This is a genomic window from Micromonospora sp. NPDC050200 (assembly GCF_040656135.1).
Classification (GTDB): domain Bacteria; phylum Actinomycetota; class Actinomycetes; order Mycobacteriales; family Micromonosporaceae; genus Micromonospora.
The window spans coordinates 34,268-59,739 of sequence record NZ_JBFALG010000044.1; the positions used below are offsets into that span (position 1 = coordinate 34,268).

The 25,472-nt window shown below is 72.9% G+C and carries 28 protein-coding genes, 3 tRNA genes and 1 pseudogene; 15 read left to right on the plus strand and 17 right to left on the minus strand.

Going from position 1 to position 25,472, the window contains the following annotated elements:
• Nucleotides 1-88 precede the first annotated feature (88 nt).
• Nucleotides 89-748, minus strand: a complete 660-nt coding sequence (locus tag AB0I41_RS24985; protein ID WP_357112096.1) for a class I SAM-dependent methyltransferase — start codon at nt 746-748, stop codon at nt 89-91.
• A gap of 241 nt (nt 749-989) precedes the next feature.
• Between AB0I41_RS24985 and AB0I41_RS24990 the strand changes: the two genes are divergently transcribed.
• Nucleotides 990-1,631: a GNAT family protein gene (locus AB0I41_RS24990; RefSeq protein ID WP_357112099.1), complete on the plus strand. Its 642-nt coding sequence runs from the start codon at nt 990-992 to the stop codon at nt 1,629-1,631.
• Nucleotides 1,632-1,688: 57 nt separating this feature from the next.
• Here AB0I41_RS24990 and AB0I41_RS24995 read toward each other — a convergent pair whose 3' ends face one another.
• The gene (locus AB0I41_RS24995; protein WP_357112102.1) at nt 1,689-2,090 is read right to left on the minus strand and encodes a VOC family protein; all 402 of its coding nucleotides are present in this window, start codon (nt 2,088-2,090) and stop codon (nt 1,689-1,691) included.
• A gap of 26 nt (nt 2,091-2,116) precedes the next feature.
• Nucleotides 2,117-3,091: a hypothetical protein gene (locus AB0I41_RS25000; RefSeq protein ID WP_357112105.1), complete on the minus strand. Its 975-nt coding sequence runs from the start codon at nt 3,089-3,091 to the stop codon at nt 2,117-2,119.
• 23 nt (nt 3,092-3,114) lie between these two features.
• Here AB0I41_RS25000 and AB0I41_RS25005 point away from each other — a divergent pair, with 23 nt between their 5' ends.
• On the plus strand, nt 3,115-3,432 hold the full coding sequence (locus tag AB0I41_RS25005) for a hypothetical protein (protein ID WP_357112108.1): 318 nt from the start codon (nt 3,115-3,117) through the stop codon (nt 3,430-3,432).
• Between the two features lie 296 nt (nt 3,433-3,728).
• Here the strand turns inward: AB0I41_RS25005 and AB0I41_RS25010 are convergent, their stop codons facing one another.
• Both AB0I41_RS25010 and AB0I41_RS25015 read right to left on the minus strand, forming a co-directional pair.
• Nucleotides 3,729-4,076: a TfoX/Sxy family protein gene (locus AB0I41_RS25010; protein WP_357112111.1), complete on the minus strand. Its 348-nt coding sequence runs from the start codon at nt 4,074-4,076 to the stop codon at nt 3,729-3,731.
• 12 nt (nt 4,077-4,088) lie between these two features.
• Nucleotides 4,089-4,337, minus strand: coding sequence for a hypothetical protein (locus AB0I41_RS25015; protein ID WP_357112114.1), 249 nt, complete (start codon nt 4,335-4,337; stop codon nt 4,089-4,091).
• A 257-nt stretch (nt 4,338-4,594) separates the two neighbouring features.
• Here AB0I41_RS25015 and smpB point away from each other — a divergent pair, with 257 nt between their 5' ends.
• The 3 genes from smpB to AB0I41_RS25030 all read left to right on the plus strand — a co-directional run bounded on the left by smpB (nt 4,595) and on the right by AB0I41_RS25030 (nt 6,995).
• Nucleotides 4,595-5,077, plus strand: coding sequence for an SsrA-binding protein SmpB (gene smpB, locus AB0I41_RS25020; protein ID WP_357112117.1), 483 nt, complete (start codon nt 4,595-4,597; stop codon nt 5,075-5,077).
• A 74-nt stretch (nt 5,078-5,151) separates the two neighbouring features.
• Nucleotides 5,152-5,727 (plus strand): helix-turn-helix domain-containing protein, encoded by a 576-nt coding sequence (locus AB0I41_RS25025; protein WP_357112120.1) that lies wholly within the window; start codon nt 5,152-5,154, stop codon nt 5,725-5,727.
• Nucleotides 5,724-6,995, plus strand: coding sequence for an MFS transporter (locus AB0I41_RS25030; RefSeq protein WP_357112123.1), 1,272 nt, complete (start codon nt 5,724-5,726; stop codon nt 6,993-6,995). The genes AB0I41_RS25025 and AB0I41_RS25030 overlap by 4 nt, the downstream gene beginning before the upstream one ends.
• Before the next feature lie 99 nt (nt 6,996-7,094).
• Here AB0I41_RS25030 and AB0I41_RS25035 read toward each other — a convergent pair whose 3' ends face one another.
• The gene (locus AB0I41_RS25035) at nt 7,095-7,508 is read right to left on the minus strand and encodes a type II toxin-antitoxin system Phd/YefM family antitoxin (RefSeq protein ID WP_357112126.1); all 414 of its coding nucleotides are present in this window, start codon (nt 7,506-7,508) and stop codon (nt 7,095-7,097) included.
• Nucleotides 7,509-7,611: 103 nt separating this feature from the next.
• On the minus strand, nt 7,612-9,342 hold the full coding sequence (locus AB0I41_RS25040) for a M28 family peptidase (protein ID WP_357112129.1): 1,731 nt from the start codon (nt 9,340-9,342) through the stop codon (nt 7,612-7,614).
• A 277-nt stretch (nt 9,343-9,619) separates the two neighbouring features.
• Between AB0I41_RS25040 and AB0I41_RS25045 the strand changes: the two genes are divergently transcribed.
• On the plus strand, nt 9,620-10,504 hold the full coding sequence (locus AB0I41_RS25045) for an ABC transporter substrate-binding protein (protein ID WP_357112133.1): 885 nt from the start codon (nt 9,620-9,622) through the stop codon (nt 10,502-10,504).
• Nucleotides 10,505-10,567: 63 nt separating this feature from the next.
• Here the strand turns inward: AB0I41_RS25045 and AB0I41_RS25050 are convergent, their stop codons facing one another.
• Nucleotides 10,568-11,542, minus strand: a complete 975-nt coding sequence (locus AB0I41_RS25050) for a DUF5937 family protein (RefSeq protein ID WP_357112136.1) — start codon at nt 11,540-11,542, stop codon at nt 10,568-10,570.
• Between the two features lie 91 nt (nt 11,543-11,633).
• Here AB0I41_RS25050 and AB0I41_RS25055 point away from each other — a divergent pair, with 91 nt between their 5' ends.
• The 5 genes from AB0I41_RS25055 (at nt 11,634) to AB0I41_RS25075 (ending at nt 16,742) form a co-directional block, all read left to right on the plus strand.
• A complete protein-coding gene (locus tag AB0I41_RS25055) occupies nt 11,634-12,941 on the plus strand; it encodes an MFS transporter (RefSeq protein ID WP_357112138.1) in 1,308 nt (435 codons plus the stop codon).
• A gap of 112 nt (nt 12,942-13,053) precedes the next feature.
• A complete protein-coding gene (locus tag AB0I41_RS25060; protein WP_357112142.1) occupies nt 13,054-13,644 on the plus strand; it encodes a hypothetical protein in 591 nt (196 codons plus the stop codon).
• 99 nt (nt 13,645-13,743) lie between these two features.
• A complete protein-coding gene (locus AB0I41_RS25065; protein WP_357112145.1) occupies nt 13,744-14,424 on the plus strand; it encodes a response regulator transcription factor in 681 nt (226 codons plus the stop codon).
• A 15-nt stretch (nt 14,425-14,439) separates the two neighbouring features.
• Nucleotides 14,440-15,843 carry a HAMP domain-containing sensor histidine kinase gene (locus AB0I41_RS25070; protein WP_357112148.1) on the plus strand — a complete coding sequence of 468 codons (1,404 nt, stop codon included), beginning with the start codon at nt 14,440-14,442 and terminating at the stop codon, nt 15,841-15,843.
• Nucleotides 15,840-16,742: a Gmad2 immunoglobulin-like domain-containing protein gene (locus AB0I41_RS25075; protein ID WP_357112151.1), complete on the plus strand. Its 903-nt coding sequence runs from the start codon at nt 15,840-15,842 to the stop codon at nt 16,740-16,742. Before AB0I41_RS25070 ends, AB0I41_RS25075 begins: the two co-directional genes overlap by 4 nt.
• 161 nt (nt 16,743-16,903) lie before the next feature.
• Here AB0I41_RS25075 and AB0I41_RS25080 read toward each other — a convergent pair.
• The 4 genes and pseudogenes from AB0I41_RS25080 to AB0I41_RS25095 form a co-directional block, all read right to left on the minus strand.
• Nucleotides 16,904-17,002: pseudogene (locus tag AB0I41_RS25080) on the minus strand (sigma factor-like helix-turn-helix DNA-binding protein); the annotation flags it as partial.
• A 179-nt stretch (nt 17,003-17,181) separates the two neighbouring features.
• Nucleotides 17,182-17,709, minus strand: a complete 528-nt coding sequence (locus AB0I41_RS25085; RefSeq protein ID WP_357112154.1) for a hypothetical protein — start codon at nt 17,707-17,709, stop codon at nt 17,182-17,184.
• A 479-nt stretch (nt 17,710-18,188) separates the two neighbouring features.
• Nucleotides 18,189-18,605, minus strand: a complete 417-nt coding sequence (locus AB0I41_RS25090) for a YeeE/YedE thiosulfate transporter family protein (protein WP_357112157.1) — start codon at nt 18,603-18,605, stop codon at nt 18,189-18,191.
• Complete coding sequence (locus tag AB0I41_RS25095; protein ID WP_357112161.1) at nt 18,605-19,300, minus strand: YeeE/YedE thiosulfate transporter family protein; 696 nt, start codon at nt 19,298-19,300, stop codon at nt 18,605-18,607. Before AB0I41_RS25095 ends, AB0I41_RS25090 begins: the two co-directional genes overlap by 1 nt.
• Nucleotides 19,301-19,824: 524 nt before the next feature.
• Here AB0I41_RS25095 and AB0I41_RS25100 point away from each other — a divergent pair.
• Entirely contained in the window at nt 19,825-19,971 is a 147-nt protein-coding gene (locus AB0I41_RS25100; protein ID WP_357112164.1) for a hypothetical protein, read from the plus strand.
• 68 nt (nt 19,972-20,039) lie between these two features.
• Nucleotides 20,040-20,669: a DUF6058 family natural product biosynthesis protein gene (locus AB0I41_RS25105; RefSeq protein ID WP_357112167.1), complete on the plus strand. Its 630-nt coding sequence runs from the start codon at nt 20,040-20,042 to the stop codon at nt 20,667-20,669.
• A 327-nt stretch (nt 20,670-20,996) separates the two neighbouring features.
• Here AB0I41_RS25105 and AB0I41_RS25110 read toward each other — a convergent pair.
• The 4 genes from AB0I41_RS25110 to AB0I41_RS25125 form a co-directional block, all read right to left on the minus strand.
• Nucleotides 20,997-21,069: transfer RNA gene (locus AB0I41_RS25110), tRNA-Arg, on the minus strand.
• Nucleotides 21,070-21,110: 41 nt separating this feature from the next.
• Nucleotides 21,111-22,310, minus strand: a complete 1,200-nt coding sequence (locus AB0I41_RS25115; RefSeq protein WP_357112170.1) for an RtcB family protein — start codon at nt 22,308-22,310, stop codon at nt 21,111-21,113.
• A gap of 55 nt (nt 22,311-22,365) precedes the next feature.
• A tRNA-Glu gene (locus AB0I41_RS25120) sits at nt 22,366-22,439 on the minus strand.
• A 129-nt stretch (nt 22,440-22,568) separates the two neighbouring features.
• Nucleotides 22,569-22,641, minus strand: a tRNA-Trp gene (locus AB0I41_RS25125).
• A 255-nt stretch (nt 22,642-22,896) separates the two neighbouring features.
• Here AB0I41_RS25125 and AB0I41_RS25130 point away from each other — a divergent pair.
• Entirely contained in the window at nt 22,897-23,874 is a 978-nt protein-coding gene (locus tag AB0I41_RS25130) for a phosphotransferase (RefSeq protein WP_357112173.1), read from the plus strand.
• Between the two features lie 20 nt (nt 23,875-23,894).
• Here AB0I41_RS25130 and AB0I41_RS25135 read toward each other — a convergent pair whose 3' ends face one another.
• Nucleotides 23,895-24,590: an NAD(P)H-binding protein gene (locus tag AB0I41_RS25135; RefSeq protein WP_357112175.1), complete on the minus strand. Its 696-nt coding sequence runs from the start codon at nt 24,588-24,590 to the stop codon at nt 23,895-23,897.
• Between the two features lie 86 nt (nt 24,591-24,676).
• Here AB0I41_RS25135 and AB0I41_RS25140 point away from each other — a divergent pair, with 86 nt between their 5' ends.
• On the plus strand, nt 24,677-25,324 hold the full coding sequence (locus tag AB0I41_RS25140; RefSeq protein WP_357112177.1) for a TetR family transcriptional regulator: 648 nt from the start codon (nt 24,677-24,679) through the stop codon (nt 25,322-25,324).
• The last annotated feature ends 148 nt before the right edge of the window (nt 25,325-25,472 follow it).

A 25,472-nucleotide genomic window follows, 5' to 3' on the forward strand; every position in this document is an offset into this window, starting at 1 on the left:
ACCTCCTCGTCGGGTCGTATCGGGTCCGCGGAACGGGATCCGCGGGACAGGATACGAGTCGCCGTGGCCGCCCGGTCACCGCCGGTCGTCACGCCGTACGGCGGGCCAGCAGGTAGGCCTGCGGGGTGAGTTCCGTTCGGTCGCCGAACTCCTGCGGCTCGCGCCGCATCCTGGCGTGCACGACCAGCCCGGCGGCGTGCAGCAGCGCCGCCACCCGCTCGGGCCGGCGCCGGTGGAAGGTGAGGGAGACCGCACGTCCCCATGCGTCCGTGCGGTGCACCGGCTCGTCGCCGAGCTGGAAGGCCAGCAGCAGCTGCCCGCCGGGGGCCAGGACCCGGTGGAACTCGGCGAAGGCGGCCGGCAGCCGGTCGTCGGGCAGGTGGATGACCGAGTACCAGGCGACCAGGCCGGCGAGCGCGCCGTCGGGCAGGTCGAGTTCCAGCATCGACCCCTCGGTGAAGCGCAGGTCGGGGTGGTCCCGGCGGGCCTGCGCGATCATGCCCGGCGACAGGTCGAGGCCGGCGGCGTCGAGGCCGAGGTCGTGCAGGTGCCGGGTGATCCGCCCGGGGCCGCAGCCGACCTCCAGGACCGGCCCGCCCCCGCCGGCCAGCACCAGCTCGGCGAAGGCCGCGAGCATGGCCCGGTCGAGCGGCAGGGCGGCCAGCTCGTCGCGGACGAACTCGGTGTAGTCGGCGACCATCGTGTCGTACGAGGTGCGGGTGGCGGTGAGGAAATCGGGCTCGGTCACGGTCGCCGACCCTACCGTCCGCCGGATGGATATTGGACGCACGGCAGTGGACGATCGTTCATGCCGCACGCCACGTCCGGTCAGTGGATCGGCTACCTCACGTGCATTTCATGCGGAACGTCCATCCGAACGCTGCCCGATGCACTCTTCGGCGGCAGGTCGGGCGTCCGATCGTGTCGATGACAGCGCTCTCTCGGCAAACCAGTAGCGCGGCGGGGGCTCGATCGTCAGGATCGAGCCCGTGCTTTCTGATCTGTGGCCCCAATACGGCCTCACCATCTTCACGCCACGACTCGAGCTTCGCCTGCCCCGTGGGGAGGAACTGGCGGAGCTCGCTCACCTCGCAGGCAGGGGCGTGCACCGCGCGGGCGAGCGTCCGTTCCTGACGCCGTGGACCGACGGCGGCCCCGAGGATCGGGCGCGGTTCGTGCTGCAGGGACACTGGGACCAGCTCGGAGGCTGGAGCGTGGCAGCGTGGCGGCTGGGGCTTGGGGTCTTCCGTCACGGAGACCCGCTTGGCCTGGTCACGCTTCGAGGGCGCGACTTCCCGGTTGTTCGGGAGGTCACGACATCCGCGTGGCTGGGGATCGAACACCAGGGCAACGGCTACGGAACCGAGGCTCGGGTCGGCCTGCTGACGCTGGCCTTCGACCACCTCGACGCACGGGCCGCGCTCACCGAGGTGTTCCAGGACAACCATGCCTCTCAGGGCGTGTCCCGCAAGCTCGGCTATGAGCACGACGGCATCTCAGTTGACGCCCGCGGCGACGAGGCCGTCGTATCCGACCGCCTACGGCTCACCCGGGAGAGGTGGACTCAGGAGAAGCGGCCCGCGGTGAGGGTGGACGGGATGGCGGCTTGCCGGCCGATGTTTGGCCTCTGACCGTATCCGCTATGCCGCCGGGCGAGCGTTGTTTCCTGCTGGAAGTCGCACGGGCGGCTACTCGGCGTTGGACCACGAGCGGCTGGACAGTACGAGGCGATACCCGTCCGGATCTTCGACTGTGACACCCCACCGGTCCCAGTGCGCACCCGGCGACACACGCTTGCCGCCGGCCTGTTCAAGGCGGGCCACGAGCGCGTCGTCGATCGGTTCGGACAGATAGAGCACAAGGAGATCTTCAGCCGTCGGTGTCGGCTGCATGGACAGGCCTGAGCCCCCAACCAGTTCCAGATGCCATGACGCCTCGCGCCAGCCCAGCATGAGCAGGTCGTGCTCCCCTGGGTCGCCCGCAGCCCGGTAGAGCACCTCCAGTCCCAGACCCTGCACGTAGAAGCGTTCGACCGCCGCAAGGTCACGGGTGGGCCGGGCGAGGCGAATACTTGCCTTCGGGGCGGGCATGTGCCCTCGTCGGTGCGGACTGGTTGTCACTGGTCGAAGAGCAGGGACGTCAGTTTGGCTGTGCCCTGCCGCAGGGCACCCGAGCCGTTACCGCTTTCGATCAGGACCCGCCGGCAGCCGTCGGCCTCCACGTAGATCAGCCCGGCGGGCAGGTGCAACACCGCGAAGCGGCTGCCGGGCGTGCTGCACGTGACGGCCGGACCGGCGGTGGAAAGTTCCTGCCTGAGCGCCGTCCACCGGGCGGCGGGCAGTTCCCCACCCGACTCGAATTCACCGGCCGGCTTTGCGTCGCCCTGCTCGCCTTCGGGTACCCGATAGATGCAGACGCGAGCGTCCGCGTCGTCGGCGGGCAGAGCGTTCGGCGTGGTGTCCTGGCCACCACTCAACTGGCCCGTCACCCACACCGTGGCCGCCCACTGCTGGCTGCACCCGCTGGCCGCGGCCTCATCCGACTCGAGTTCGCGTGGCACCCGTGTCGTGACTCGCTTGGCCGGCAACTGGTCGTACGCGGTGCGGAACTCCGGGCGTGGCTTCCCGCAGCCGTCCGTCGCCACGCCGGGGCGGACCCATCGGCCCTGCGCATCCAGAAGCGCCAGCCACGGTACGAACGGCAACTCCAACGTGCAGGCGTCCTCCGTCGACGTCTCGTCCGGCAGCCGTAGGGCCACCACCAGCGGGGCCACATCGTCCGCCCACTCCTCGACGGCGACCAGGTCCGAGCCGCCGGCCGGCCGCTGCTGCGGCTCGACCCGGCAGACGACCGCAGCCACCGGCTGGAATCCCTCATCCAGATACGGCAGCGACAGCGCTTCCTGACTTCCGCTGAGGTCGACCTCCATGCCCGACGTGGCGGCGGCGCATGACTCCCAGCTGAGGTGGATTGCCGGCGGCCCGGGAGAGCGTTGCCGCGCCGCCGTTGCGTCGCCGTCCGGTGCCGTGCCGGTGCAGCCGGCCACCGCCAACGAAAGGCCGATGAGTAATGCCGCTGCCCGGCCAGCCATGGCAACCCCTATCGTCGTCGGGCGTGGTCGATGCGGGTGCGACGACAATCCGCTCAGCCGTCGTCTGCCGGCGACGTAATACTGCGGCTACGGAACTCCGCGAGCCACTGCCGTACCTGTTCGTCGTCGTGCAGGAAGCTGCCCTCCCCGCCCGTGGGCAGATCGATGCCGTGAAGAAGATCGAGGGCCCGCCAGACATCGTCATCATCGACGACACCGTCGGCCCGGTCATCGAACCACTGAGCCGACCACCGATCCGCCTCGTCACGGGAACGAGTGCCGGCGAGCAGAGCGACGAACCACGCCTCGACTTCTTCACGTGCCGGCAGTCGCCGTCCTGACACCACGACATCAGGATGACAAAGCCGCACCGCCCAAGCACGCATGCCGCGCGTCGCGCGTCGCGCGTCGCGCGTCGCCCGTGGCCCGTGGCCCGTGGCCCGTGGCCCAGGATCAGGTGCGCCAATCCGCCGCCGGGCAAGCGCATCGACACACGCGACGCTCCGCCACAAGTGCCTCGCACGCGGGGTACCTGCACGACTCGACACCGGGCAGTTTTCCTTACGTGGCAGGCACTTCGCCACATCTACCCACCCGCCGAACATCCAAGATCACGACCGCCGTGGAAAGGCCGAGGCTAGTTCTTCTTCTTGAGCTTGGGCGGCAGCGTCGCGACGTACGCCTGCGCCTTGTTGACCCACAGGGTCGCCTGCTCGGCAGTAAATGAAGAGGGCAGTGACAGGTATCCACCCATCGGCCGCTCGGCTGGGCCGAACGGTCGGGCACCCTCGATCGTCGCCAGCTCGGCCAGGTCGTCGGCGGCGAGCTTCACGCCGACGGACGAGCCGAACAGCCCGGCGAACATGTTGCCGTTGATGAACGCGCCCAGGTTGCCGAACATCGGCTTGACCTCGACCCCCGGCGCCTCGGAGACGACGGACCGGAAGAACTGCTTGTCAGCCTCGGTGGGCTTGGGCATCTGCATGGTCGGATCCTGTCACCCAGCCACGGGGCGACGGCCAGCGAAAGTGGCCAGCCGCTCCATCGGGTCGGCATCCGTGGACGGGGCGACCTCGTCGCCGAACGCGGGACCGCGGGCCCCGGGGACGATCTGCTCGGCGAGCTTGTGGACGTAGGCGACGACCTCGTCACTGACGACCAGAGGTGTGCCGCTGCCCTGGGCCATGTCCCACGCGTGCAACAGGAATTCCACCGGCATGATGCTCGCGGCGAACGTGGCCGGCATCTCGCCGCCGCCGGGGGCGGGGACGGTGCCGTCGAGACCGCGGGCGCAACGCGCTCACCCGCTCGATCATTCGGCTGTGGCGCTCCGCTGGTCGCGCCGCCGCCCCGCACCGCTTCGGCCCCGCCGCCGCACCAGCGGCCCGGCGGGGGCCCGGGGTGGTGCGGGCCGAGCCCGCCCGACATCCGCCGGCGCCGCCGTCCCGGGCGGCGCAGGCGGGTATTCTGCACCGGGTCCGCAGCTCACCGCAGGAGGTCGTCGTGTCCAGGGACACGGAGCGCCGGCTCATCGCCTCCAACAAGAAGGCCCGCCACGACTACACCGTCCTCAAGACGTATGAGGCGGGAATCGTGCTGGCCGGCACCGAGGTGAAGTCGCTGCGCGAGGGGCGGGTGTCACTGGTCGACGCCTTCGCCCAGGAACGCGACGGCGAGATCATGCTCTACGGCCTGCACATCGCCGAGTACGGCTACGGCACCTGGACCAACCACCAGCCCCGCCGGACCCGGAAGCTGCTGCTGCGGCGGGTGGAGATCGCCCGGATCCTGGAGAAGCTGCGCGACGGGGGCGTGACGCTGGTGCCGCTGTCGATGTACTTCAGCAACGGCTGGGCCAAGGTCGAGCTGGGCCTGGCGCGCGGCCGCAGGTCGTACGACAAGCGGCAGGCGCTCGCCGAGCGCGACGCCAACCGGGAGATCGCCCGTGAGCTGGGCCGCCGTCTCAAGGGCCGCCGCCCCGCCTGAGCCATTCGCTCCCCGCCGCCCGCCAGTCAACAAGACTTCTTGTACATCATGTCTTGTGTAACTACCCTGTCGGCATGCCCGAGGACGAGTCGACGCTGCATCTCACCGACCCCCGCGCCATGCGCGCCCTGGCCCACCCCACCCGCCTGCGGCTCCTCGGCGAGCTGCGGGTACGCGGCCCGCAGAGCGTCGGCATGCTCAGCGAGATCGTCAACGAGGCCGTCGGCTCGGTCAGCTACCACCTGGGCAAGCTCGCCGAGCACGGCTTCGTCCGGGAGGCCCCCGAGCACGCCCGCGATCGCCGGGAACGGTGGTGGCGCGCGGCGCACACCCGTACCAGCTGGGAGCCGGTCGAGGTGCTGGACGACCCGGAGCGCAAGCTCGCCTCGGACCTGCTGCGCCGGGCCGCACTCCAGCGGTATGTGCAGAAGTTCCAGGCCTACCTCGACGCCGAGGCCACCCTCGACCCTGCGTGGGTACGCGGCACCGCCAGCAGTGACCACTTTCTCCACCTCACACCGGACGAGCTCGTGGAGCTGCGCGGCGACCTCGAGGAACTGGCAGCGCGCTGGCAGGCGCGCAGCGACCCCGACCGGCCCGACGCCCGCACCGTCACACTGATCTACCAGGCCTTCCGGGGGCCGCAGTGACCGCCACCCCGCGCCGGTGGGGTCCGCTGATCGGCCTGCTCGTCGGCCACACGGTCTCGCTCACCGGCAACATGCTCACCTACATCGCCCTGCCCCTCTACGTGCTGGCCGAGACCGGCTCACCGGCGGCAACCGGCCTGACCGGGGCGTTCGCCACCGCACCGGTGGTGCTCGGCGGCGCCCTCGGCGGCGTGCTGGTCGACCGCACGGGCTACCGGCGGGCCAGCGTCCTGGCCGACCTGGTGTCCTGCGCGACCGTCGCCGCCATCCCGCTGCTCGACGCCACGGTCGGCCTGCCGTTCTGGCTGCTGCTCACGCTGGTCTTCGCCAGCGGCCTGCTCGACACGCCCGGGCAGACCGCGCGGACCGCGCTGCTGCCGGAGGCGGCGGCCGCCGCCCGGGTGCCCGTCGAACGGGCGATCGGCTGGTTCGAGGCCACCGAACGCGGCTCCCGGCTGCTCGGCGCACCCCTGGCCGGGCTGCTGGTCGCCGTCGTCGGCGCGCTGCCGGTGCTGGCCGTGGACGCCGCCACCTTCGCCGTCTCCGCGCTGGTGGTCGCACTGCTGGTGCCCCGGAGCATGCGCCCCGCCGAGCAGGCGCAGGAGGAGCCCGGCGGGTACTGGCGCAGCTTCACCGCCGGAGTCCGGTTCCTGGTCCGCGAGCCGCTGCTGCGCGCGATGGTACTGCTGGTCCTGGTCACCAACTTCTTCGACGCGGCCAAGAGCAACGTCCTGCTGCCCGTGGTCGCCGACCGCGACCTCGGCGGACCCACCGCGTTCGGGCTGCTGGTCGGCGCGATGGGCGGCGGCGCGCTGGTCGGCTCGCTGGTGTTCAGCGCCGTCGGTCACCGGCTGCCACGCCGTGCCACCTTCGTCACCGCCTTCGCGATCGCCAGCGGGCCGCCGTTCTGGGCCCTGGCCGCCGCACCGCCGCTGCCAATGGTCGTGGCGGTCTTCGCCTTCGCCGGTCTCGCCGCGGGCGCGATCAACCCGCTGATCGGCGCGATCGAGCTGGAACGCGTGCCCGCGCGCATGCGGGCCCGGGTCTACGGGGTCATCGGCGCCGGTTGCTGGGCCGCCATGCCGCTCGGCGCCCTCGGCGCCGGCCTGGCCGCGGACCGGTTCGGCACCACCGCCACCCTGCTCACGATCGGCACCGCCTACGTCCTGGTCGTGCTCACCCCGCTACTCGGCGGCCCGTGGCGGCGGATGGGCCGGCCGGCGGCCGTGGACGAGCAACGCCCGGACCTGGCCGCCACGCCCACCTGAGCCCCGCCGACATCGGGCGGGCCGGGCCCGGGCGGCCGGCATGGGCACGGGGCGTACTTCACGGGCTGACGCGCGACGGCCGGCCCTGGCGGGGGCGGGTCAGTCGCGCAGCAGGTCGGCGTGGACGGCGCGCAGCCGGTCGAGGGATCGGTCGCTGCCCGGCGCGACCCGCCGGTCCAGCTCGGCCCAGGCCTCGGCGAGGGCGGCGGTGACCGCGCGCAGCTCGGCGGCGTGCCGGCGGGCGCCCTGCCGGTGCGCCTCCTCCAGGCGGCGGGCCCAGCCGGCGGTGACGGCGGCGAGGCGCTCACCGTCGGCCCGCGCCTGGGCGGCGGTGCGGGCCGCAGCGGCGGGCACGATCGCGGCGACCGGGCGGGGATCGCCGTCGCGGGTGACCAGGGTGACGGTGTCGGTCAGCTCGGCCATGGCGATCAGCTGGGTCAGCCGGGTGCGCAGCTCGCGCAGCGGCAGGGAACGGGGTTGACCACTGTGGTGGGTCAGCGCGGGGGCAGCCATGCCTTCATGCTGGGACGGGGGTATGACATTTACCGTCGTGACGGTCCGCCCGGGTGCGCGCCGTGGGGGCGGGGTGGGCGGCGGCCCACCCCGCCCCCGTCGCTCAGCTGGCCTGCAGGGTCACGTCGTCGATGACGAAGCTGGTCTGCAGGGACGCGTCCTCGATCCCGGTGAACTTGAGGGTGACGGTCTGGCCGGCGTACGCGCCCACGTTGAACGAGCGCAGCAGGTAGCCGCTGGCGGCGTTGAGGTTGGAGTACGTGGCCAGGGTGGTCGTGCCGACCTGGACGGTCAGCTTGTCGTACGCGGTGCCGGTGGTGGTCTCGGCGGTGTCGATGTGCAGGTAGAAGGCGAGGGTGTACGTCGAGCACCCGGCCGGCACGGTCACCGACTGCGACAGGCTGTCGGTGTGGGTGCTGCCGTAGCCGTCGAGCCACGCCTTGTACGACCCGGTCCGGGCCGGCTGGCCGGCCGAGTTGGTGATCACGCCCGAGCTGGCGGTCCACGGGCTGGTGCCGGACTCGAAGCCGCCGTTGCCGATCACCTGGCCGCCGGCGCATCCCCCGGTGCCGGTCACGGTGAGGCTGTAGGTGGCGGTGCGGGTGACCGACCCGGTGCCGGTGACCGTGATGGTGAAGGTGCCGGTGGTGGCGGTCGACGAGGCGCTGACGGTCATCGTGGCGGAGCCGCCGGAGGTGACCGACGACGGGCTGAACGACACGGTCACGCCGCTGGGCGCGCCGGAGGCGGACAGCGCCACCGTCTGCGCGCTGCCGGCGGTGGTGGCGGTGCTGACGGTGGCGGTGGTGGCGGCGCCCTGAGCGACGCTACCGGAGGTCGGGCTCACCGAGACCGAGAAGTCGTTGGTCGGGGTGCCGGTGCCGACCGCGAGCTGCCAGATGGCGTACGCGACACCGTCGGCGCTGCGGTTGAGGCCGGTCGCGTTGATGTTGCTGGTGGTGTCGCAGGAACGGTGGTAGCAGCCGTCGTACGCCGCTCCGGCGGTGCCGCCCCACTTGCTGGCCTGCGCGGAGGTCTTGGTGGCGCTGGCGCCGGCGGCGTAGCCGGAGGTGGGGATGCCGGCCTGCTGGAAGGAGTAGTCGTCGGAGCGGCCCTGGCCCTCGACGTTCTCCTCGGGCTGGAGGTTGAGCGAGTCCCAGTACGCCTTGAGCGGCGCGGCAGTGGTGGAGGTGACCCGGTTGATGAAGTAGCCGCCGTTGGGTGAGGCGACCATGTCGAAGTTGTAGTAGCCCTTGATGTAGCCCTTCTGGGTGGCGGTGAGCGAGTTGACGTAGAACTTCGAGCCCTGCAGGCCCTGCTCCTCGCCGTTCCACCAGGCGAAGCGGACCCGCTTGGTCATGGACGGGTTCTGCTGGGCCAGCGCCAGCGCGTTCTCCAGCAGGGTGGCCGAGCCGGAGCCGTTGTCGTTGATGCCCGGGCCGGCGGAGACGCTGTCCAGGTGCGCGCCGAACATGACGACCTGGTCGGCGGGGCCCTGCGGCCACTCGGCGATCAGGTTGTTCCCGGGGTAGGTGCAGGTCGAGCAGTACTGCTCGCTGATCGTGTAGCCGGCGGCCTGGAGCTTGGTCTTGAGGTAGCTGACCGACGCGGTGTAGCCGGCCGAGCCGGCCCGCCGGTTGCCGCCGTTGTTGGTGGCGATGGTGTTCAGCTGGGTCAGGTGGGCCTGGACGTTGGTCACCGAGATGTCCGGCGCCGCGAGGGCGGCGAGCGGGGCGGCGGCTGGGGTCGCCGTGGCCGGTTGCGCGGCCAGGGTCATCGTCACGGCGGCGAACACGGCGAGGGCGAGGCCCTTCGTCGGCGTGCTACGTCTCATGCGAACTCCTCGTGGGGGTCTGCGGGGCGTGACCGGATTCCGGGGGGGGTCGGGTCGGGGTGGACGGGATCCTCGCGGCCCGGGGGTGGGGTCGCGGCGGTCACGCCGGGGAATGAAACACTGACATGTATCAATCTCACGGTCAACTGGCCGAACGGTGTCACAATCCCGGCCACCGACGGACGCGCCGAGCCAGCCGCGCACCCCGTGACCACCCCGCCCCGCGGACGCGGGGCCGAGCCGAGCCGTGCGGACGGCCCCGGGCAGGATGGGCCCCATGCGCCTGGTGTCCCTGCTGCCCTCCGCCACGGAGATCGCCTACGCCCTCGGCCTCGGCGACGACCTCGTCGGGGTGACCTTCGAGTGCGAAGTGCCGGCCGCCGACCGGGCCGGCAAGACCGTGGTGGTCGGCGGCACGGACACCCGCGGCATGACCCCGGGCCAGATCGACGCGCACGTCCGGGCCCGGCTCGCCGCCGGCGCCGACCTCTACACGCTGCACGCCGACGCGCTCGCCGGGCTCGACCCGGAGCTGATCCTCACCCAGGACCTGTGCCGGGTCTGCGCCCTGCCCTCCGGGCACGTCTCCGCCGCCCTCGACCACCTGGGGTGCCGCGCCGACGTGCTCTCGCTCGACCCGTACACCCTCGACGAGGTGCTGGCGAGCATCCTCGCGGTGGGCGACGCCGCGGGCGTACCGGAGCGGGCGCGCGCCCTGGTGGGCGGCCTGCGGGACCGGCTCGCGGCGGTCGCGGCGGCGGTCGGCGACCGGCCGCGACCCCGGGTGGCGGTGGTGGAGTGGACCGACCCGCCGTTCACCGCCGGACACTGGATCCCCGACCTGGTGCGCGCCGCCGGCGGCGAGCCGGTGGCCACCCGGCCCGGTGCCCGCTCGGTGCCGGTGCCCTGGTCCGAGCTGCGCGACGCGGCGCCGCAGCTCGTGCTGGTCACGCCCTGCGGCTTCCACCTCGACGGCGCGGTCGCCCAGGCCCGGGCGGTGGCGGCGCGCTTCCCGGGCACGCCGGTCTGGGCGGTCGACGCCGACGCCCTGGTGGTCCGCCCCGGCCCCCGCCTGGTCGACGGCGTCGAGGCGATCGCCGCCGTTCTGCACCCGGACGCGCTGCCCGCCCCGCCCGCCGGCGCGGTGGCCCGGGTGGCCTGACGGCCCCGGCGAGTCCCCGGGTGGCCTGACGGGCCCGGCGAGCCCGTCGCGCCGGCCGCCGGGTCAGCCCGCCCCGGCGAGCAGCGCCTCCGCCGAGGTGGTCCGCGCGTACAGCAGGAACCGGCCGACCCGGTGCGTGCCCACCAGACCGGCGTCCCGCAACGCGGTGAGGTGCTGCGAGACCGTGCCGGGGGCGAGCCCGCACCGGCGCGCCAGCTCGGTCGTCGAGGACGGCACGGCCAGCTCGTGCAGCAGCGTGGCCCGGGTACGGCCGAGCACCCGGCCCAGCGCCTCACCCGGCGGCAACGCGGCGCGTTCCCAGAGCGTCCCCACCGCGGCGGCCGGGTAGCGCAGCGTCGGCTGCCCGGACACCTCCACCAGGTTGGAGAACGGCCGCGGCCAGGTGAACACCGACGGCACCAGCAGCACCCCGCGCCCGTCCAGCCGCACCGACCCGGAGGTCGTCACATGCTCGACCGACAGCGTGCCGTCGTCCCAGGAGACGTATCGGTCGAGGTGGTTGAGCAGACCCCGCACCCCGTCGACGGCCATCCGGCGGGCACCGAGCAACACCTCCCGCTCCAGCAGGGTCCGCATCCGCGGCCAGTACGGGGCGAGCGCGACGGCGGCGTAGGCGCGGATCTGCGCGGCGAGGCGGGCCAGCCCGGCCTCCGGGTCGGCGTGCAGGGCGGCCGTCCGGAGCGTGGGCGGCACCGGATTCCGGTCGAGGCAGGCGCGGACCGCATCCGGCGGGGTCGCGGTCAGCGCGGCCAACTCCAGGTCGAGGGTGGGACCGGTGGTGGTCGGCGGCGGACAGACGAACGACGGGATCACCACGGTGGGGACCGGCACCAGGTCGGCGAGGAGTCCCCAGTCCACGGTCGCCAGCCGGGGCACCACCTGACGCGCCCAGGGCAGGTGCGCGGGGTAGCGGTCCGGGTCCTTGACGATCCTGGCGCTGGCCACCGCCTCCCACAGCGGCGACACCGCGAACCTGGTGTTGGCCAGGTCCGCCACTGACAGCGCGGCGCGCAGCACCCCTCGTCCCCCCCGTCCGTTCGCCGAGCGCGGATTTGCCCTCAGCCGAATTCATCGACCCAGGGTCGGGCGCCGGGGCACCGTGACCGGCATGGTCACCCACCCCCACCCGCCCGCCCGCTGGTCCCGCGCCTTCCGTCAGTTGTACGCCGTCAGTGTCGTCGGCAGCATCGGCCAGCAGGTGGCCCTGCTGGCCGTCCCGGTGCTCGCCGTCGGCGTCCTGCGCGCCACCCCCGGGCAGGTGGGCCTGCTGGGCGTGCTGGGCACCGCGGCCTTCCTGCTGATCGGCCTGCCGGCCGGGGTGTGGGTCGACCGGGCCGACCGCCGCACCGTGATGATCGTCGCGGATCTCGTCCGGTCCGCGTTGTTCGCCTCGGTCCCGCTGGCCTGGTGGGCCGGTTGGTTGACCATCGGGCAGCTCTACCTGGTGGTCCTGCTCGCCGGGGCCGGCACGGTCTTCTTCGACGTCGCCGAGCAGAGCTACCTGCCGGCGGTGGTCGGCCGGGAGCGGCTGGTGGCGGCGAACTCCCTGCTGGTGAGCACCGGCGCGACCATCCAGATCGGTGGGCGGGCCCTCGGCGGATTCCTGGTGCAGCTGATCGGCGCGCCGGTGGCCCTGGTGCTCAACGCGGCCGCGTACCTGGTCTCCGCGCTGGTCCTGACCCGGCTGCGACGCGACGCCGCGCCGGCGCGCCAGGCCGGGCGCCGCGACGGCTTCGGTCGCCAGCTCGCCGAGGGGGTACGACACGTGCTGGGCAACCCGCTGCTGCGACCGCTGGCGCTCTCGCTGGCCGGCACCAACCTCACGGTCAACCTGATGACCACCATGCTGCCGGTGGTCTTCCTGCGTGAGCTGGGGCTCGGCGCCGCGACGCTCGGCCTGTTCCTCGGCGCCGGCGGCGTCGGCGCGCTGCTCGGCGCGGTGACCGCCCGACCACTGGCGGACCGGATCGGCCACGGACCGGCGCTCTGGCTGCCCGGCCTGGTCGTGGCGCCGCTGGGCGCGCTGGTGCCGCTGATCGACACCGGTCCGGCGCTCTGGCTGGCCGGGTTCGGCTGGCTGGCCATCGCCTGGCGCACCGGCATCGGCAACGTCATCGGGGTAAGCCTGCGCCAACGCGCCACCCCGGACGCGCTGCTCGGGCGGATGAACGCGGTGTTCCGCTTCCTGCTGTTCGGCGCGATCGCGGTCGGCGCCGCGCTCTCCGGCCTGCTCGGCCAGTACGCGAGCCTCCACACGGCGCTCTGGATCGGCGCTGCGGGCACCGCGCTGACCTGGCTGCCAATCTTCTGCTCACCGCTGCGCGCCCTCGCCGAGCCGCCGACGGTGGCGGCGTCACCACGGGAGGCGGCGACGGTCGCGGACGCCTCCGCACCATCGGCCGGCACCGGCCGCTGAGGACTGTTACCCCGCTGTTACGCCCCGGTGGGACGGCTGTGGCGGGCCCGCCCGACCGTCGAACTCGACCGGCCCACCAGACGGGCCGGACCGAACCGGCCGGGAGGACCCGATGCGATCGAAGAGGACACTGGGGGCGGTGGCGGCGGTCATGCTCGCCGTCCTGCTCACCGCCACCACGGCGGCCACCGCGGCAGCGCGGCCCACGACGACCGGCGCGCAGGCCGCGCCGCGAGCGGTCACCGGTGCGCCGTACTGCGGAATCACCTGGGGCAGCACCGCGAAGTCGGGCGGCGCGCTGCGCACCGCGTCGCTGCTGAGCACCCGCACCGGGCAGCACGACTGCTGGGACCGGCTGGTGTTCGAGTTCGACGGCCCGGCCGACGGCTTCTCCGTCGCGTACGGGGAGACCTGGACCGAGGGGCAGGGGCTGGCGCTGTCGCCGTACACGGCGGGCGGGGCACTGCTACGGGTGCAGCTGCGGGAGCCGGCGCTCGGCTACCCGTACCGGGCCGGCGACCACGTGGCCACCGTGCTGGGCTACCGGACGCTGCGCGACGTGGTGTACGGCGGCACCTTCGAGGGCTACAGCACCTTCGCCGTCGGCGTACGGGCGCAGCTGCCGTTCCGGGTGCTGGTGCTCGCCGGCCCCGGCACGCACAGCCGGATCGTGCTGGACATCGCCCACCAGTGGCAGGAGTGACCAACCGTCGGGGCGGGGGCCGGACGTCGACCGGACCCCCGTCACCGGCCGTTGCGCCAGGACCGTCCGATGACGTCGCGGGGCTACCCTGGGGACGTCATGGACGGCCGCGTGCTGCTGGTCGAGGACGATGCCTCCATCAGGGAGGTCACCGCCCTCGGTCTGCGGCGGGCCGGCTTCCGGGTCGCCACCGCCGCCGACGGCCGCGCCGCGCTGGCCACCTGGCGGGCCCAGCCCGTCGACCTGGTCGTCCTCGACGTGATGCTGCCCGGCCTCGACGGGCTGGAGGTGTGCCGCGAGATCCGGCGCACCAGCGCCGTGCCGATCCTGATGCTCACCGCACGCACCGACACCATCGACGTGGTCGTCGGGCTGGAGTGCGGCGCGGACGACTACCTGCGCAAGCCGTTCGACCTGCCGGAGCTGGTGGCGCGGGTTCGCGCGGGGCTGCGCCGGGCCAGCACCGTCGTCGAGGAGACCATCCTGACGGTCGGGGACCTGGAGATCGACCCGAATCGGTTCGTCGTCCGCAAGGCCGGCCGGGAGCTGACCCTGACCGCCACCGAGTTCCGCCTGCTGCTGGAGCTGGCCCGCCGGCCCGGCCAGGTGTTCACCCGCGAGCTGCTGCTGGACCGGGTGTGGAACCACTCCCACCTCGGCGACTCCCGACTGGTCGACGTGGCGGTGCAGCGGCTGCGCGCCAAGGTGGAGGACGATCCCACCGAGCCCCGGCTGGTCCGAACGGTGCGCGGCGTCGGCTACAAGCTCGCCACGACATGACGGGAAGGTGGCGCGATGGCCCCGGGCACCGTACCGCCGGGTCGGCTCCGCCGCCGGTTGACCGTGGCGTTCGTGCTCGTCGCCGGGGTTTCCGCCGGAGTGCTCGCCGGCGGGTCGTACCTGATGCTGCGCCAGGCCCGGCTGGACGGCTCGGTGCAGCGGGCCGCAGCCGACGCCCGCTACCAGCTCGTCCTCGCCGAGCAGTTCGTGCCGCTGACCGACGCCCGCCGCACCGAACTGCTGACCAGCTTCGAGGGCAGCGGCCGGCACGTGCTGCTGGTCGCCGGCGACGCCCGCGCGTCCCACCCCTCGTACGCTCCCACCCCCGGCCCGCAGCTGCGGGCCGCCGTCGCCGCCGGTCAGCTCGGGTACGAACGCCTCGACGGCGCCGGCGAGCGGCACCTGCTGGTGGTCGGCGGACGCATCCCCGGCTCCACCGCCGAGCTGTACGCGATCACCGACGAGACCGACCTGATGGGCGGGCTGGACCAGCTGCGCACCGCGCTGGCGGTCGGCTGGCTGGTGGTCGTGGCGCTCGCGGCCGGGGTCGGCCACTTCCTGGCCCGACGCACCCTCGAACCGGTGGGTCGGGCCAGCCGAGCCGCCCGGGCGGTGGCCGAGGGGCTGCTGGCGACCCGGCTGCCGGTGCGCGGCCGGGACGAGTTCAGCGACTGGGCCGCCGCGTTCAACGAGATGGCCCAGGCGCTCCAGACGAAGATCGAAGACCTGTCCCGGGCCGAGGCCCGGGAACGCCGGTTCACCGCCGACGTCGCGCACGAACTGCGTACCCCGGTCACCGCCCTGGTGGCGGCGGCCTCGCTGCTGGCCGACCAGCTCGACGCGCTGCCCGGCGACTCCCGCCGCGCCGCCGAACTGCTGGTCGCCGACGTGGTGCGGCTGCGCACGCTGGTCGAGGAGCTGATGGAGATCTCCCGGCTGGACGCCGGGCGGGAGGCGGTCAACCTGACCCCGGTCCACGCCCTCGCCCCGCTCCGCGACCTGGTCGCGGCGCACGGCTGGGCCGGCCGGGTCGTCGTCGCCGGCGACGAGACCGTCCTGCGCACCGACCCGCGAAGGCTGGAACGGGTACTGGCCAACCTGGTCGGCAACGCCGTCACGCACGGCGAGGGCGAGGTCCGCGCGAGCGCCGCCCGCGCCGGCCCGCTGCTGGTGTACGAGGTCAGCGACCAGGGGCCGGGCATCGCCGCCGAACACCTGCCGCACCTGTTCGACCGCTTCTACAAGGCCGACCCGGCCCGCTCCGGTCGGGGCAGCGGACTCGGCCTGGCCATCGCCCGGGAGAACGCCCGGCTGCTCGACGGCCGGCTCACGGTACGCAGCACGGCCGGCGTCGGGACCACGTTCCGGCTGACGCTGCCCGTTACCCCGCCCGACACCGACCAGGAAGCAGAACCTTGAACCGGCTGACCGTCCTGCTCGCCACGCTCGCGCTGCTGCTCGCCGGCTGCGCCGACGCCCGCTCCGGCACCCTCGGGCCGGCCCCCCGCGCCGCCGCATCCGGCACCGCCACGCCGCCCGGGACCGCCCCGCCGGCCACCACCGCCCGTACCCCGGGGGCCACCGCCATGCCGCCGCCCGCGCCGGTGGCCCCGCCCCGGACCGGGGCACCCACCCCGTCCACCACCGGGAGCGTGACCGTGCAGCTCTGGTTCACCCGGGCCGGGGCGGTGGTGCCGACCCGGCGTACCCGACCCACCACCGTCGCCACCTCCCGCCTGGCACTGGCGGAACTGGCCGCCGGGCCCACCCCCGCGGAGGCCGCCGCCGGCCTGGCCACCCTGGTCCCCGACGGCGTCGAGATGGTACGGATAGCCGACGGCACCGCCACCGTGTCCGCTCCCCCGTCGTTCGCCGACACCGACGCCCCGACGCTGCGGCTGCGGCGGGCTCAGGTGGTCTGGACCCTCACCCAGTTCCCCACCGTGCGGCGGGTGGCCTTCGCCGGGACCGGCGTCGTGCTGGCCCGGGCCGACCTGGCCGACCTGCTGCCACCGATCGTGGTCACCGAGCCGGCGATCGGCCAGCGGGTCACCGGGCCGGTCACCGTCGCCGGCACCGCCGACGTGTACGAGGCGACCGTCTCGATCCGGGTCCTCGACTCCGCCGGCCGGGTGGTCGGCACCGGCTTCACCACCGCCACCTGCGGCAGCGGCTGCCGGGGCGACTACCGGGGTGGGGTCGCCTACCGGCTGACGACCGCCGGCCCCGGCACCGTCGAGGTGTACGAGGTCTCCCCGCGCGACGGCTCCCGCACGCACGTGGTGGCCGTGCCGGTCGTCCTGGCCGCCACCGGCTGACCGGTGGAGATCGCTCGTCGCCGACCTCGGGGTCGAACTGGGCGCGGGCCACCGTTATGAGCAGCGGCTGGAACCACGTCCTCCGGCAAGGACCACAGTGGATGGCATCGGGGCGTACGACCGGCGCCCCCAACCCCCCGGGGGCGCCGGTCGTGGTCCAACTTGTCGACGGCTTCGGCGATCTCGTCGTAGGCCACATCGAACACCTCGCGCAGTACGAACACCGCCCGCTCGGTCGGGGCGAGCGTCTCCAGCACCATCCGGTCCGTTGGTGCGTGTCCCTCCGGACGCTTGCCCGTCTGGCCGTGGGGCCGGGTGGGGGAGGGTGCCCTGCGTCGCCTGGGCGCGGGGCGTGTTGGCGCTCCGCGAGGACCTGCATCACTTGCACATCATCGAGTGGCGCCCCGAACTGGTGGCCGGCGCCCCCAACGAGGTGGAGTCAGGGCGTAGGCATGAGGCCGAGGGCGGCCAGCAGCATGGGGACGGCCAGCAGGATCACGCCCAGCACCACAGGTGCGCCGAGCACGCCGAGGACGGCGACGCCTTTCCGAAGCCCGAAGCGCCGCGAGTAAGAGATCGCCAGGACACCGTAACCAACTGCAAGCAACAGGAAAAAGAGCACGTAACCGACTCCGGCCAGGTCGATCTGGTCGGCGGTGCCCGTCAGGCCCGAGGCCATGCCGACCGCTTGCACCACGCTGCCGAGGGCGTACACGCCGAGCGTCGCAAACGCTCCCCACAACAACACGCCCAGGCGTGCCGGCGAAAGAAACCTCGGGCGTTCGGCGACCGACAACAGTGCCACCGCCGCCCCCATCGTCTTCAGCCCGACGACAAGCCAGTTCATCACGGTGATCGCGGAAACGTACTCGGCATAGGGGCCGTCGGCGAAGTGGCCGGTCATCTCGAAGACGACGTTGACGACCGCGAACCCGATGCAGCACAGGGCCACCAGACGACCTGTCACGGTGACACCGGTGCCGGGGCGCGCAGGGGCCTGGGGACGATCGCCTGCGAAAGCAGTGGAAGCCATGCCACCAGTCGATACGAATCCCGCAACCAGGTCCTCCCTCTTGCGGGGGAGATCGACATCACGAAACAGGGTCGACCGAATCATCGACCGACCCCGAATTTCGCACCACGCAACGACACCACAAGTTTCTGCCGCCATGATCGGCGGCTACGGAGCGTCACATTTCATCTGGCCGTACCAGGGGAATCCGAACTGGCCACCGACAGGCGGCCTGGCGATGGCCTGGACCTTGGCCTCGTCGACTTGCACGCCCTTCGCGCCAGCCCCGGGCATCGGTGTGAGGCGGGTGGGGCGTCTGCACCCCACCCGCCTCACACCTCAGCCCCTGCCGCACGGCCGGCGACAACCGGTACAGCCGAGCCACGCACGTTCCACCAGGCTGGCGAGTCGATCCATCCGGTTCCTGGGCGCGGCTACCGCTCGCAGGATCCGCTGTCGAGGTGGAAGTACCTCGTGTTGGCCCAGCGGCAGAGCCGGATGCCGACGACGATGCCGGCAATCGTGACCAAGGCGGGGAGGTACCCGCTGGCGACCTGCACGATCGGGATTGCCGGACAGCCACCCGAGATCGCCCAGCCGGTGCCGAACAGCACTGCGCCGGGGATCACGCCGGCATGGATGCGCCCCGCGGTGCGGCGGACGCGCAATACGGCGAATACCACGACGATGATCGCTACGGCGCCGGCGAAGGCCAGGAACATGCGAAGATCCTGGAAGGTGAACATGCGGTTCAGTTCGGCGTAGTCAGCGAACCCGATGTTCGCGACGGTGTAGCCGAGGGCCAGCCCAGCGATGATGTTGGCGACGAGTATCCCGCCCCGGGTACGCATCAGATCACCTTCCACAGCAGGAACGACACGAGGACGCCGGTGCCGAAGAAGACGGCAGTCGCGACGATGCTGACCGGCTGTAGCCGGCCACAGCCATTGAGCCCGTGACCGCTGCTGCACCCTCCGGCGAGACGGGTGCCGAAGCCGACGAGTACACCGCCGACGAACAGCGCGCCGACCATTTCGATCGGTTTGTCGGTCACGATCTGGCGGAAGGCGTCGCCCATGTCGAGGCGGAGCTGGAATCGGCCGGCGGTAACCGCCGCCACCCACCCGCCGACGAAGACCGACAGGAGCAGGGCGACCTGGCTGACCAAGGGTGCCGGGAGCAGGCTCGCCATCGAGGAGCTCGCCGCCGCTGGCGGTCGCCCGTCCTGTCCCGGTGTCCGCGCGTCGCCGTGCTGGCCGGGACGCGCGGCAGGTGCAGCCGAACCGGCTCCGAACTGGTCGGCGGTGGCCGCGGCGAGAGCCTCGGCAAGGACACGTTCGTCAGCGAACCGGGCGTTCACCCGTTCGACACGGCGTTCGGCGCGCCAGTGCAGCACGCGGTCCCACGCACCGGACACCCCGAAGGATCGATCGGTCGTGACGGCGTAGTTGATGGTGGTGAGGGCGAGCCCGACAGCCCCCGCCCACCAGGGCCAGTATTCAGTCATGCGGGACCTGCAATCCAATCTGCGAGTCGGGTCCACCACCGGACCCGCCGAGGCGCCGGTGGGGTCGATGGGGTTCTGGAGGGGTGCGGATCCTGTGCGGGTGACCCGGGGTTGAAGCCTTGAGCGGGTGCCGGTACCGGGTTGGGCTCCCGGGCCGGCGGCGGCTCGAACCGCTGCGAGGACCCCGGATCGAGCCGTGACGGGGGCGTCTGTGGCGCCCAGGCCGCGTCCGACCCGTCAGCGGCGGGAATGCCTCTCAGGTGTAGCGCGTCGACTCCATTCGGGAGGAGCGTGATCGGCACGAGCTGGCCCGTCCTGGACAACTTGTACCGAGCACACGTCCGCCAACCCCCCGCACTGTCGCAGTAGTAGTTACGCCAGTCGCGCAAGCTTGCGTTGAGCAGCGGGAAGAGGGGGCATTCCTGAGCGTGTGAGCAGCCCATGGCGCTCCGATCTGGCCAACGTCGCCCGGGGCGAATGGGCGGGTTGGCATGAGTTGGAGGGGTAGGTCTCGGTCAGCGAGCATACATACCGAATGGATGACTAGCGATCGGGAGGTGATCATGTCGAACGCCGATTTATCAACGGGCCTGGTCACGCCCTACTTCGGCCTGGACGCGGTCGGACGTCCGTTGCCCGTGGCCGATGGCACGTCCGCGCCGGCCGCCTGGTTCGCGCTGGCGGCGCTCAACCGGACCAGTACCCAGTGATGGACAATTCGGCGGGCGCCGAAGAATCCGGCCGTTACGGTCCCTTCCGACGAGGGAAGGAGACGCCGGTGGAGCTGGCAGAACGGGTGGCCGAACGGTTCCGGGAGGTCAACGGGGACCATCGGATGACGGCGGCCGACGACGCGTACGTCGACATGCAGTTCGTCGTCCTCGAGGAGCTCTGCGCGGCACACGGCCGCGACGCCGACGACGTACGCCGGCTGATGCTGGACCGGCGGTTGTCGCTGCCGGGCTACCTGCGCTCGGACGGCGCGCAGATGGTGCCGGCGGACCTGTTCTCGCTGGCCGACCGGGCGGGCGGGCCGGCGGCGTTGCGGGCCTGGTTCACCGGGCACTGGGCGGACCCGGCGGAGGGCGCGGCCGAGTGGGAGGCCTACCTCAGCGGCCGGTACGTGTGCCTGCGCTCGGTGACGCCGGAGACGATCCGGCGCAAGGACGAGCTCACCGCGGCGATCCGCGCGGCGGTCGACCGGCCGGAGCCCGGAGCGCGGTGGTCCCGGCGGTTGCACACGCTGGTGGACGAGTTGGACGCGCTGGAGCCGGCCTTCACCGGCTACGACCGGCTGCGCTTCGGTGGCCCGACCTCGCGGGACAGCTGCATCGACGCGGTGCGGGCGCGCTTTCCCCGGCCGGCGGCCGAAGGGTGCGCGCCCGGTCCGGCCGGCTCAGCGGGGTGACCGCAGGAGCTCGTCGCGGACGAGCCGCACCAGGCCCGGCTTGACCGCGGTGGTCACCACCCCGTCGCCCGGCGCAGGAAGCGCTGCTCGTCCAACTCGCCGAGCATGGCGGCGGCGAGGTCGGCCCGGGCGGTGAAGACGCCGTCGGCGACGAAGTCGTCGCCGGACCCGGGGTCGAACCGGGCGGGCCACCGTTATGAGCAGCGGCTGGACCCACGTCCTCCGGCGGCACCACAGTGGATGGCATCGGTGGAGACCGAGGCGGGATTGTGCTGCCCATTGCACCAGCTCGCAAGGGTTCCGTTCCGACGTCGCGGATACGGACCGTGCCCCGACCAGGATTCGAACCTGGGCTCTCCGGTTTCGTAGACCGGCGCGCTCTCCGCTGCGCCACCGGGGCGTACGACCGGCGCCCCAACCCCCCGGGGCGCCGGTCGTGGTCTAACCCTTCACGCAGACCACCTGCTTGAGGTGCGCCACCACCTCAACCAGGTCGTCCTGCTGCGCCATCACCTTGGTGATGTCCTTGTACGCGCCAGGGATCTCGTCGACCACCCCGGCGTCCTTGCGGCACTCCACCCCGGCGGTCTGCCGGACCAGGTCGGCGGTGCTGTACGTCCGCTTCGCCTGCCCCCGCGACATCCGCCGCCCCGCGCCGTGCGACGCCGAGCAGTACGCGTCCGGGTTCCCCTTGCCGCGCACGATGTACGAGCCGGTGCCCATCGACCCCGGGATGATGCCCAGGTCCCCCCGACCGGCCCGGATCGCGCCCTTGCGGGTCACCAGCACGTCCACCCCGTCGTAGCTCTCCTCCGCCACGTAGTTGTGGTGGCACGAGATCGGCTCCCCGTACGCCACCTGCGGGAACTGCTCGCCGACCACGCCGCAGAGCAGCGCCAGCATGACCGCCCGGTTGCGCCGCGCGTACTCCTGCGCCCACCACAGGTCCCGGCGGTAGGCGTCCATCTCCGGCGTGCCGGCGAGGAACACCGCCAGGTCCCGGTCGGGCAGATCGGTGTTGTGCGGCAGGTGCCGGGCCACCCCGATGTGCCGCTCGGCCAGCTCCTTGCCGATGTTGCGGGAGCCGGAGTGCAGCATCAGCCAGACCTGACCGGCGTCCGGCCCGCCCTGCTCGACGCAGACCTCGATGAAGTGGTTGCCCCCACCGAGGGTGCCCATCTGGTGCTGGGCCCGGCTCTCCAGCTGCGCGACCCGCCGATCGAGCGTGCCGAACCGACCCCAGAAGTCGTCCCAACCGGCCTGCTCCAGGCCCCGGATGCGGCGCGGGTTCACCGGGTCGTCCCGCTTGGCGAAGCCGACCGGGACGGCCGCCTCGATCGCCGCGCGCAGCGGCGCCAGGTTGTCCGGCAGGTCGGCCGCGGTGAGCGAGGTACGCACCGCGGACATCCCGCAACCGATGTCCACCCCGACCGCGGCGGGCGAGACGGCCTGCCGCATCGCGATGACGGAGCCGACCGTGGCACCCTTGCCGAAGTGCACGTCCGGCATGACCGCGACGCCCTGCACCCAGGGCAGCGCGCCGATGTTGCGCAGTTGCTGCGCGGCCTGCGGCTCGATGCCGTACGGGTCGGTCCAGACCCGTACCGGCGCCTTCGTGCCCGGCAGCGGGGTGAATGCCATCGTCTTCTCCTGGTGTCGTGGGGTACCACCCCGGGGCGGGGCGGCGGAAGTCTCGTGGGCCGTACGGGGCTCGAACCCGTGACCTCCCGGCTGAGAACCGGGTGAGCTGCCAGCTTGCTCCAACGGCCCGTGCGGGTCGGTGTCGACCCGTGTCGTACCCCCGGCCGGCGCGCTTGCGGCGCCGGCCGGGATCGTGCTCATGCCATCCACTGTGGAGTTGAGAAGAAGCGACGCCACCGGCGGTGCCGGGACATGACGCAGGGGTGACAGGACTCGAACCTGCAATCGTCGGGTTTGGAATCCGGTGCTCTGCCAGTTGAGCTACACCCCTCGGGCGGGTGCCGGGTGACGAAAAAGCCGCCCGTGCCCCGGTGGGGTGGGCGGCTGCGCGTGTCGCGCTGGCGCTATCCGCGCCGCCACCCTCGTCGCCAGCCACACCGGCCCTGGAGCTGGCCCCGGGCTCGTTCGCCCGCGGGCCGCATGGCACCACCGCGCGGCATGGACCGCGTGGTCTCGGTGCTGTTGTGCTGCTGCACGGCGGGCTCCCCGGGATGATCGGTGTGACGTTGTGCGCTGACGCTAGGCGATGCGTCACGGGGCCGCAACGGATATTCGATCGTCGACGCCGGCGGGCAAGTCGGTGGCCCGTACGCCGTGCCGGTGGTTGACTCCGTGCGTGCCTGCCGAGAGGACGCTGCGGTCCTGCCTGGACGTTCGGTGGGGACTCACGGGCGCCCTGGTGGCGCCCCATCACGGCGGCATGAACTCGGGGACCTGGTTCGTCGAGCACGCCGGGGTGCGGCGGGTGGCGAAGACCGTGTCGCCCCGCGCCGGGGGCAGCTTCGCCGCCGGTCTGGCGGTGGCGGAGCTGCTGGAGCGTACGGGGGTGGCGGCGGGCGCGCCGGTGCCGACGGTCGACGGGCAGTTGACGGCCGAGGTCGAGGGCCGGCCGCTTGCGCTGCTCGCCTGGGTGCCGGGGGTGCCGCTCACCGGAACGGACCAGGCGGAGCAGCGGCTGATCGGGCGGATGCTGGCCCGGGTGCATGACGCGCTGCGGTCGGCGTCGGTCCCCGCCGCCGACCGGTTCCACTGGCTCGAGCCGGCGGCGGACCACCTGGGTGTCCGGAACTGGGTGCGGCCGGCGGTGATCGCGGCGGTCCGCGCCTACGAGGCACTGAAGCCCGAGCGTCTGTCCTGGGGCCTGCTGCACTCCGATCCGGCTCCGGAGGCCTTCCGGCTCGACCGGAGCACCGGCCGCTGCGGTGTCATCGACTGGAGCGTCGCGCTGGTGGGGCCGCTCCTCTACGACGTGGCCTCGGCGGTGATGTACGTCGGAGGACCGGACCGCGCGCGGGCGCTGGTCGAGGCGTACCTCGCGGGTGGGTTGCTGGGCCGCGCGGAGCTGGACCACGGTCTGGCGACGATGCTGCGGTTGCGTTGGGCGATCCAGGCGGACTATTTCGCGCGGCGACTCGTGGAGGACGACCGGACCGGCGTCGCCGGTCCGGTCGACAACGAGCGGGGGCTGGAGGACGCCCGGCGAGCGCTTCTCGCGCTGCGCTGACGCTTCGGCGCGCGGCGGGTTCAGCGGGGTGACCGCAGGACCTCGTCGCGGACGAGCCGGACCAGGCCGGGCTTGACCGCAGTGGTCACCACGCCCATCGCCCGGCGCAGGAAGCGCTGCTCCGCCAGCTCTCGGAGCATGGCGGCGGCGAGGTCGGCCCGGGCGGTGAAGACGCCGTCGGCGCTGCCGTCGGCGACGAGGTGGTCGGTGACCGTGGGGTGTTCGAAGAGGCCGGACGGGCGGACGATGGTCCAGTCCAGGTCGCTGGCCCGGACCAGCTCCTCCATCCGCCGCATGTCCTGGTGCACCTGCCGGATCAGCACCCGGTTGACGTACGGGTCGAGGACGTGGTTGAAGAAGAACGCGTTGCTGGGCCGCCAGCCGGGGTCCAGGACACTGGAGCTGACCACCATCAGCCGCCGTACGCCGTGGCGCCGCATGGCGGTGATGACGGCGGTCGTCGCCGCCGAGTAGGTGGTGACCGGTTTCCGGCTGGGCGTGACACCGAGCGTGGAGAGCACGGCGTCGGCGCCGGCGACCACCGGGTCGATCGCGGCGGGGTCGGTGGCGTCGGCGGCCACCACGGTGAGGTGGTCGTGCCGGGGCAGTCCCCGGGGGTGGCGGCTGATCGCCGTGACGTGGTGGCCCGTGCCGAGGGCCTGCGCGGTGAGCTGCCGGCCGGTGGGTCCGCTGGCGCCGATGACGATAATGCGCATGGGTCTGCTCCTCCTCCGTGACCCGGACGGTCCGGGTGCTCGGTATGCGTTGACATTGCGGCTTCCGGGCGGCATGTTCAACGGTGATGAATAAATCCCGGGGGCGTCCGCGCGGCAATCCACCCACCCGTGCGCGCATCGCCGAGGCGGCGCGGGCGCTGTTCCTGGAGCGGGGCTACCAGGGCACCACGCTGCGGGCGGTGGCTGCCTGGGCCGGCGTCGACCAGGCGCTGGTCAGCTACCACTTCGGCTCCAAGCAGGGCCTGTTCGGCGAGGTGATGCGGGTGCACTGCGCGCAGTCGCGGGCGTTGGCCGAGGCACTGCCGGGCGACCCGGCCACGCTGGCCGACCGGCTGCTGCAGGCCGTCGTCGCCCTCTGGGACGACGCCTCCGTCGAGGGCGAGCCGGCCCCGGACGATCAACTGCTCGGGCTGGTGCGCGAGTACCTGGACCGGGAAGTGCTGGTCCGGCTCGCTGAATTTCTCGGCGGCCCGGACGCGACCGAGCGGGCCACCGCGGCGGTCACCGTGATCGGCGGGTTGATCTACACGCGGTACCTGAACCCGCTGCCGGTCGCGTCCGGCCTGTCCGCCGCCGATGTCCGGCGGATCCTCGGTCCGGCGCTGCGCGCGGCGCTGGCGCCCCGGCACCGGCCCGGCCGGGTCCGCCCGCTCGGGCGCGGCCCGGCGGGGCCCGTGCTCAGCCGGGCGGGCCGCTCCCTGCCCGTGCGCTGAGCAGGCGGCGCATCGCCGGCGGGGGCAGCGGCGGGGGGGGGGGGCGCGCCCCCCCACCCCCCCCCCCCCCCCCCCACGGCCGGGCGCTGCGCAAGGTGTGGGGGGGGGGGAGCAACCCCCCCACCCTGTAGAAACGGGGGCCCCCAGG

Coding starts and splice junctions, on each gene's coding strand:
- AB0I41_RS24995 (WP_357112102.1), bottom strand. CDS start 2,090: ATGCCCGCCCCGAAGGCAAGTATTCGCCTCGCCCGGCCCACCCGTGAC.
- AB0I41_RS25000 (WP_357112105.1), bottom strand. CDS start 3,091: ATGGCTGGCCGGGCAGCGGCATTACTCATCGGCCTTTCGTTGGCGGTG.
- AB0I41_RS25010 (WP_357112111.1), bottom strand. CDS start 4,076: ATGCAGATGCCCAAGCCCACCGAGGCTGACAAGCAGTTCTTCCGGTCC.
- AB0I41_RS25015 (WP_357112114.1), bottom strand. CDS start 4,337: ATGCCGGCCACGTTCGCCGCGAGCATCATGCCGGTGGAATTCCTGTTG.
- AB0I41_RS25025 (WP_357112120.1), top strand. CDS start 5,152: ATGCCCGAGGACGAGTCGACGCTGCATCTCACCGACCCCCGCGCCATG.
- AB0I41_RS25035 (WP_357112126.1), bottom strand. CDS start 7,508: ATGGCTGCCCCCGCGCTGACCCACCACAGTGGTCAACCCCGTTCCCTG.
- AB0I41_RS25040 (WP_357112129.1), bottom strand. CDS start 9,342: ATGAGACGTAGCACGCCGACGAAGGGCCTCGCCCTCGCCGTGTTCGCC.
- AB0I41_RS25045 (WP_357112133.1), top strand. CDS start 9,620: ATGCGCCTGGTGTCCCTGCTGCCCTCCGCCACGGAGATCGCCTACGCC.
- AB0I41_RS25055 (WP_357112138.1), top strand. CDS start 11,634: ATGGTCACCCACCCCCACCCGCCCGCCCGCTGGTCCCGCGCCTTCCGT.
- AB0I41_RS25060 (WP_357112142.1), top strand. CDS start 13,054: ATGCGATCGAAGAGGACACTGGGGGCGGTGGCGGCGGTCATGCTCGCC.
- AB0I41_RS25065 (WP_357112145.1), top strand. CDS start 13,744: ATGGACGGCCGCGTGCTGCTGGTCGAGGACGATGCCTCCATCAGGGAG.
- AB0I41_RS25070 (WP_357112148.1), top strand. CDS start 14,440: ATGGCCCCGGGCACCGTACCGCCGGGTCGGCTCCGCCGCCGGTTGACC.
- AB0I41_RS25090 (WP_357112157.1), bottom strand. CDS start 18,605: ATGCGTACCCGGGGCGGGATACTCGTCGCCAACATCATCGCTGGGCTG.
- AB0I41_RS25100 (WP_357112164.1), top strand. CDS start 19,825: ATGTCGAACGCCGATTTATCAACGGGCCTGGTCACGCCCTACTTCGGC.
- AB0I41_RS25115 (WP_357112170.1), bottom strand. CDS start 22,310: ATGGCATTCACCCCGCTGCCGGGCACGAAGGCGCCGGTACGGGTCTGG.
- AB0I41_RS25130 (WP_357112173.1), top strand. CDS start 22,897: ATGCGTCACGGGGCCGCAACGGATATTCGATCGTCGACGCCGGCGGGC.
- AB0I41_RS25135 (WP_357112175.1), bottom strand. CDS start 24,590: ATGCGCATTATCGTCATCGGCGCCAGCGGACCCACCGGCCGGCAGCTC.
- AB0I41_RS25140 (WP_357112177.1), top strand. CDS start 24,677: ATGAATAAATCCCGGGGGCGTCCGCGCGGCAATCCACCCACCCGTGCG.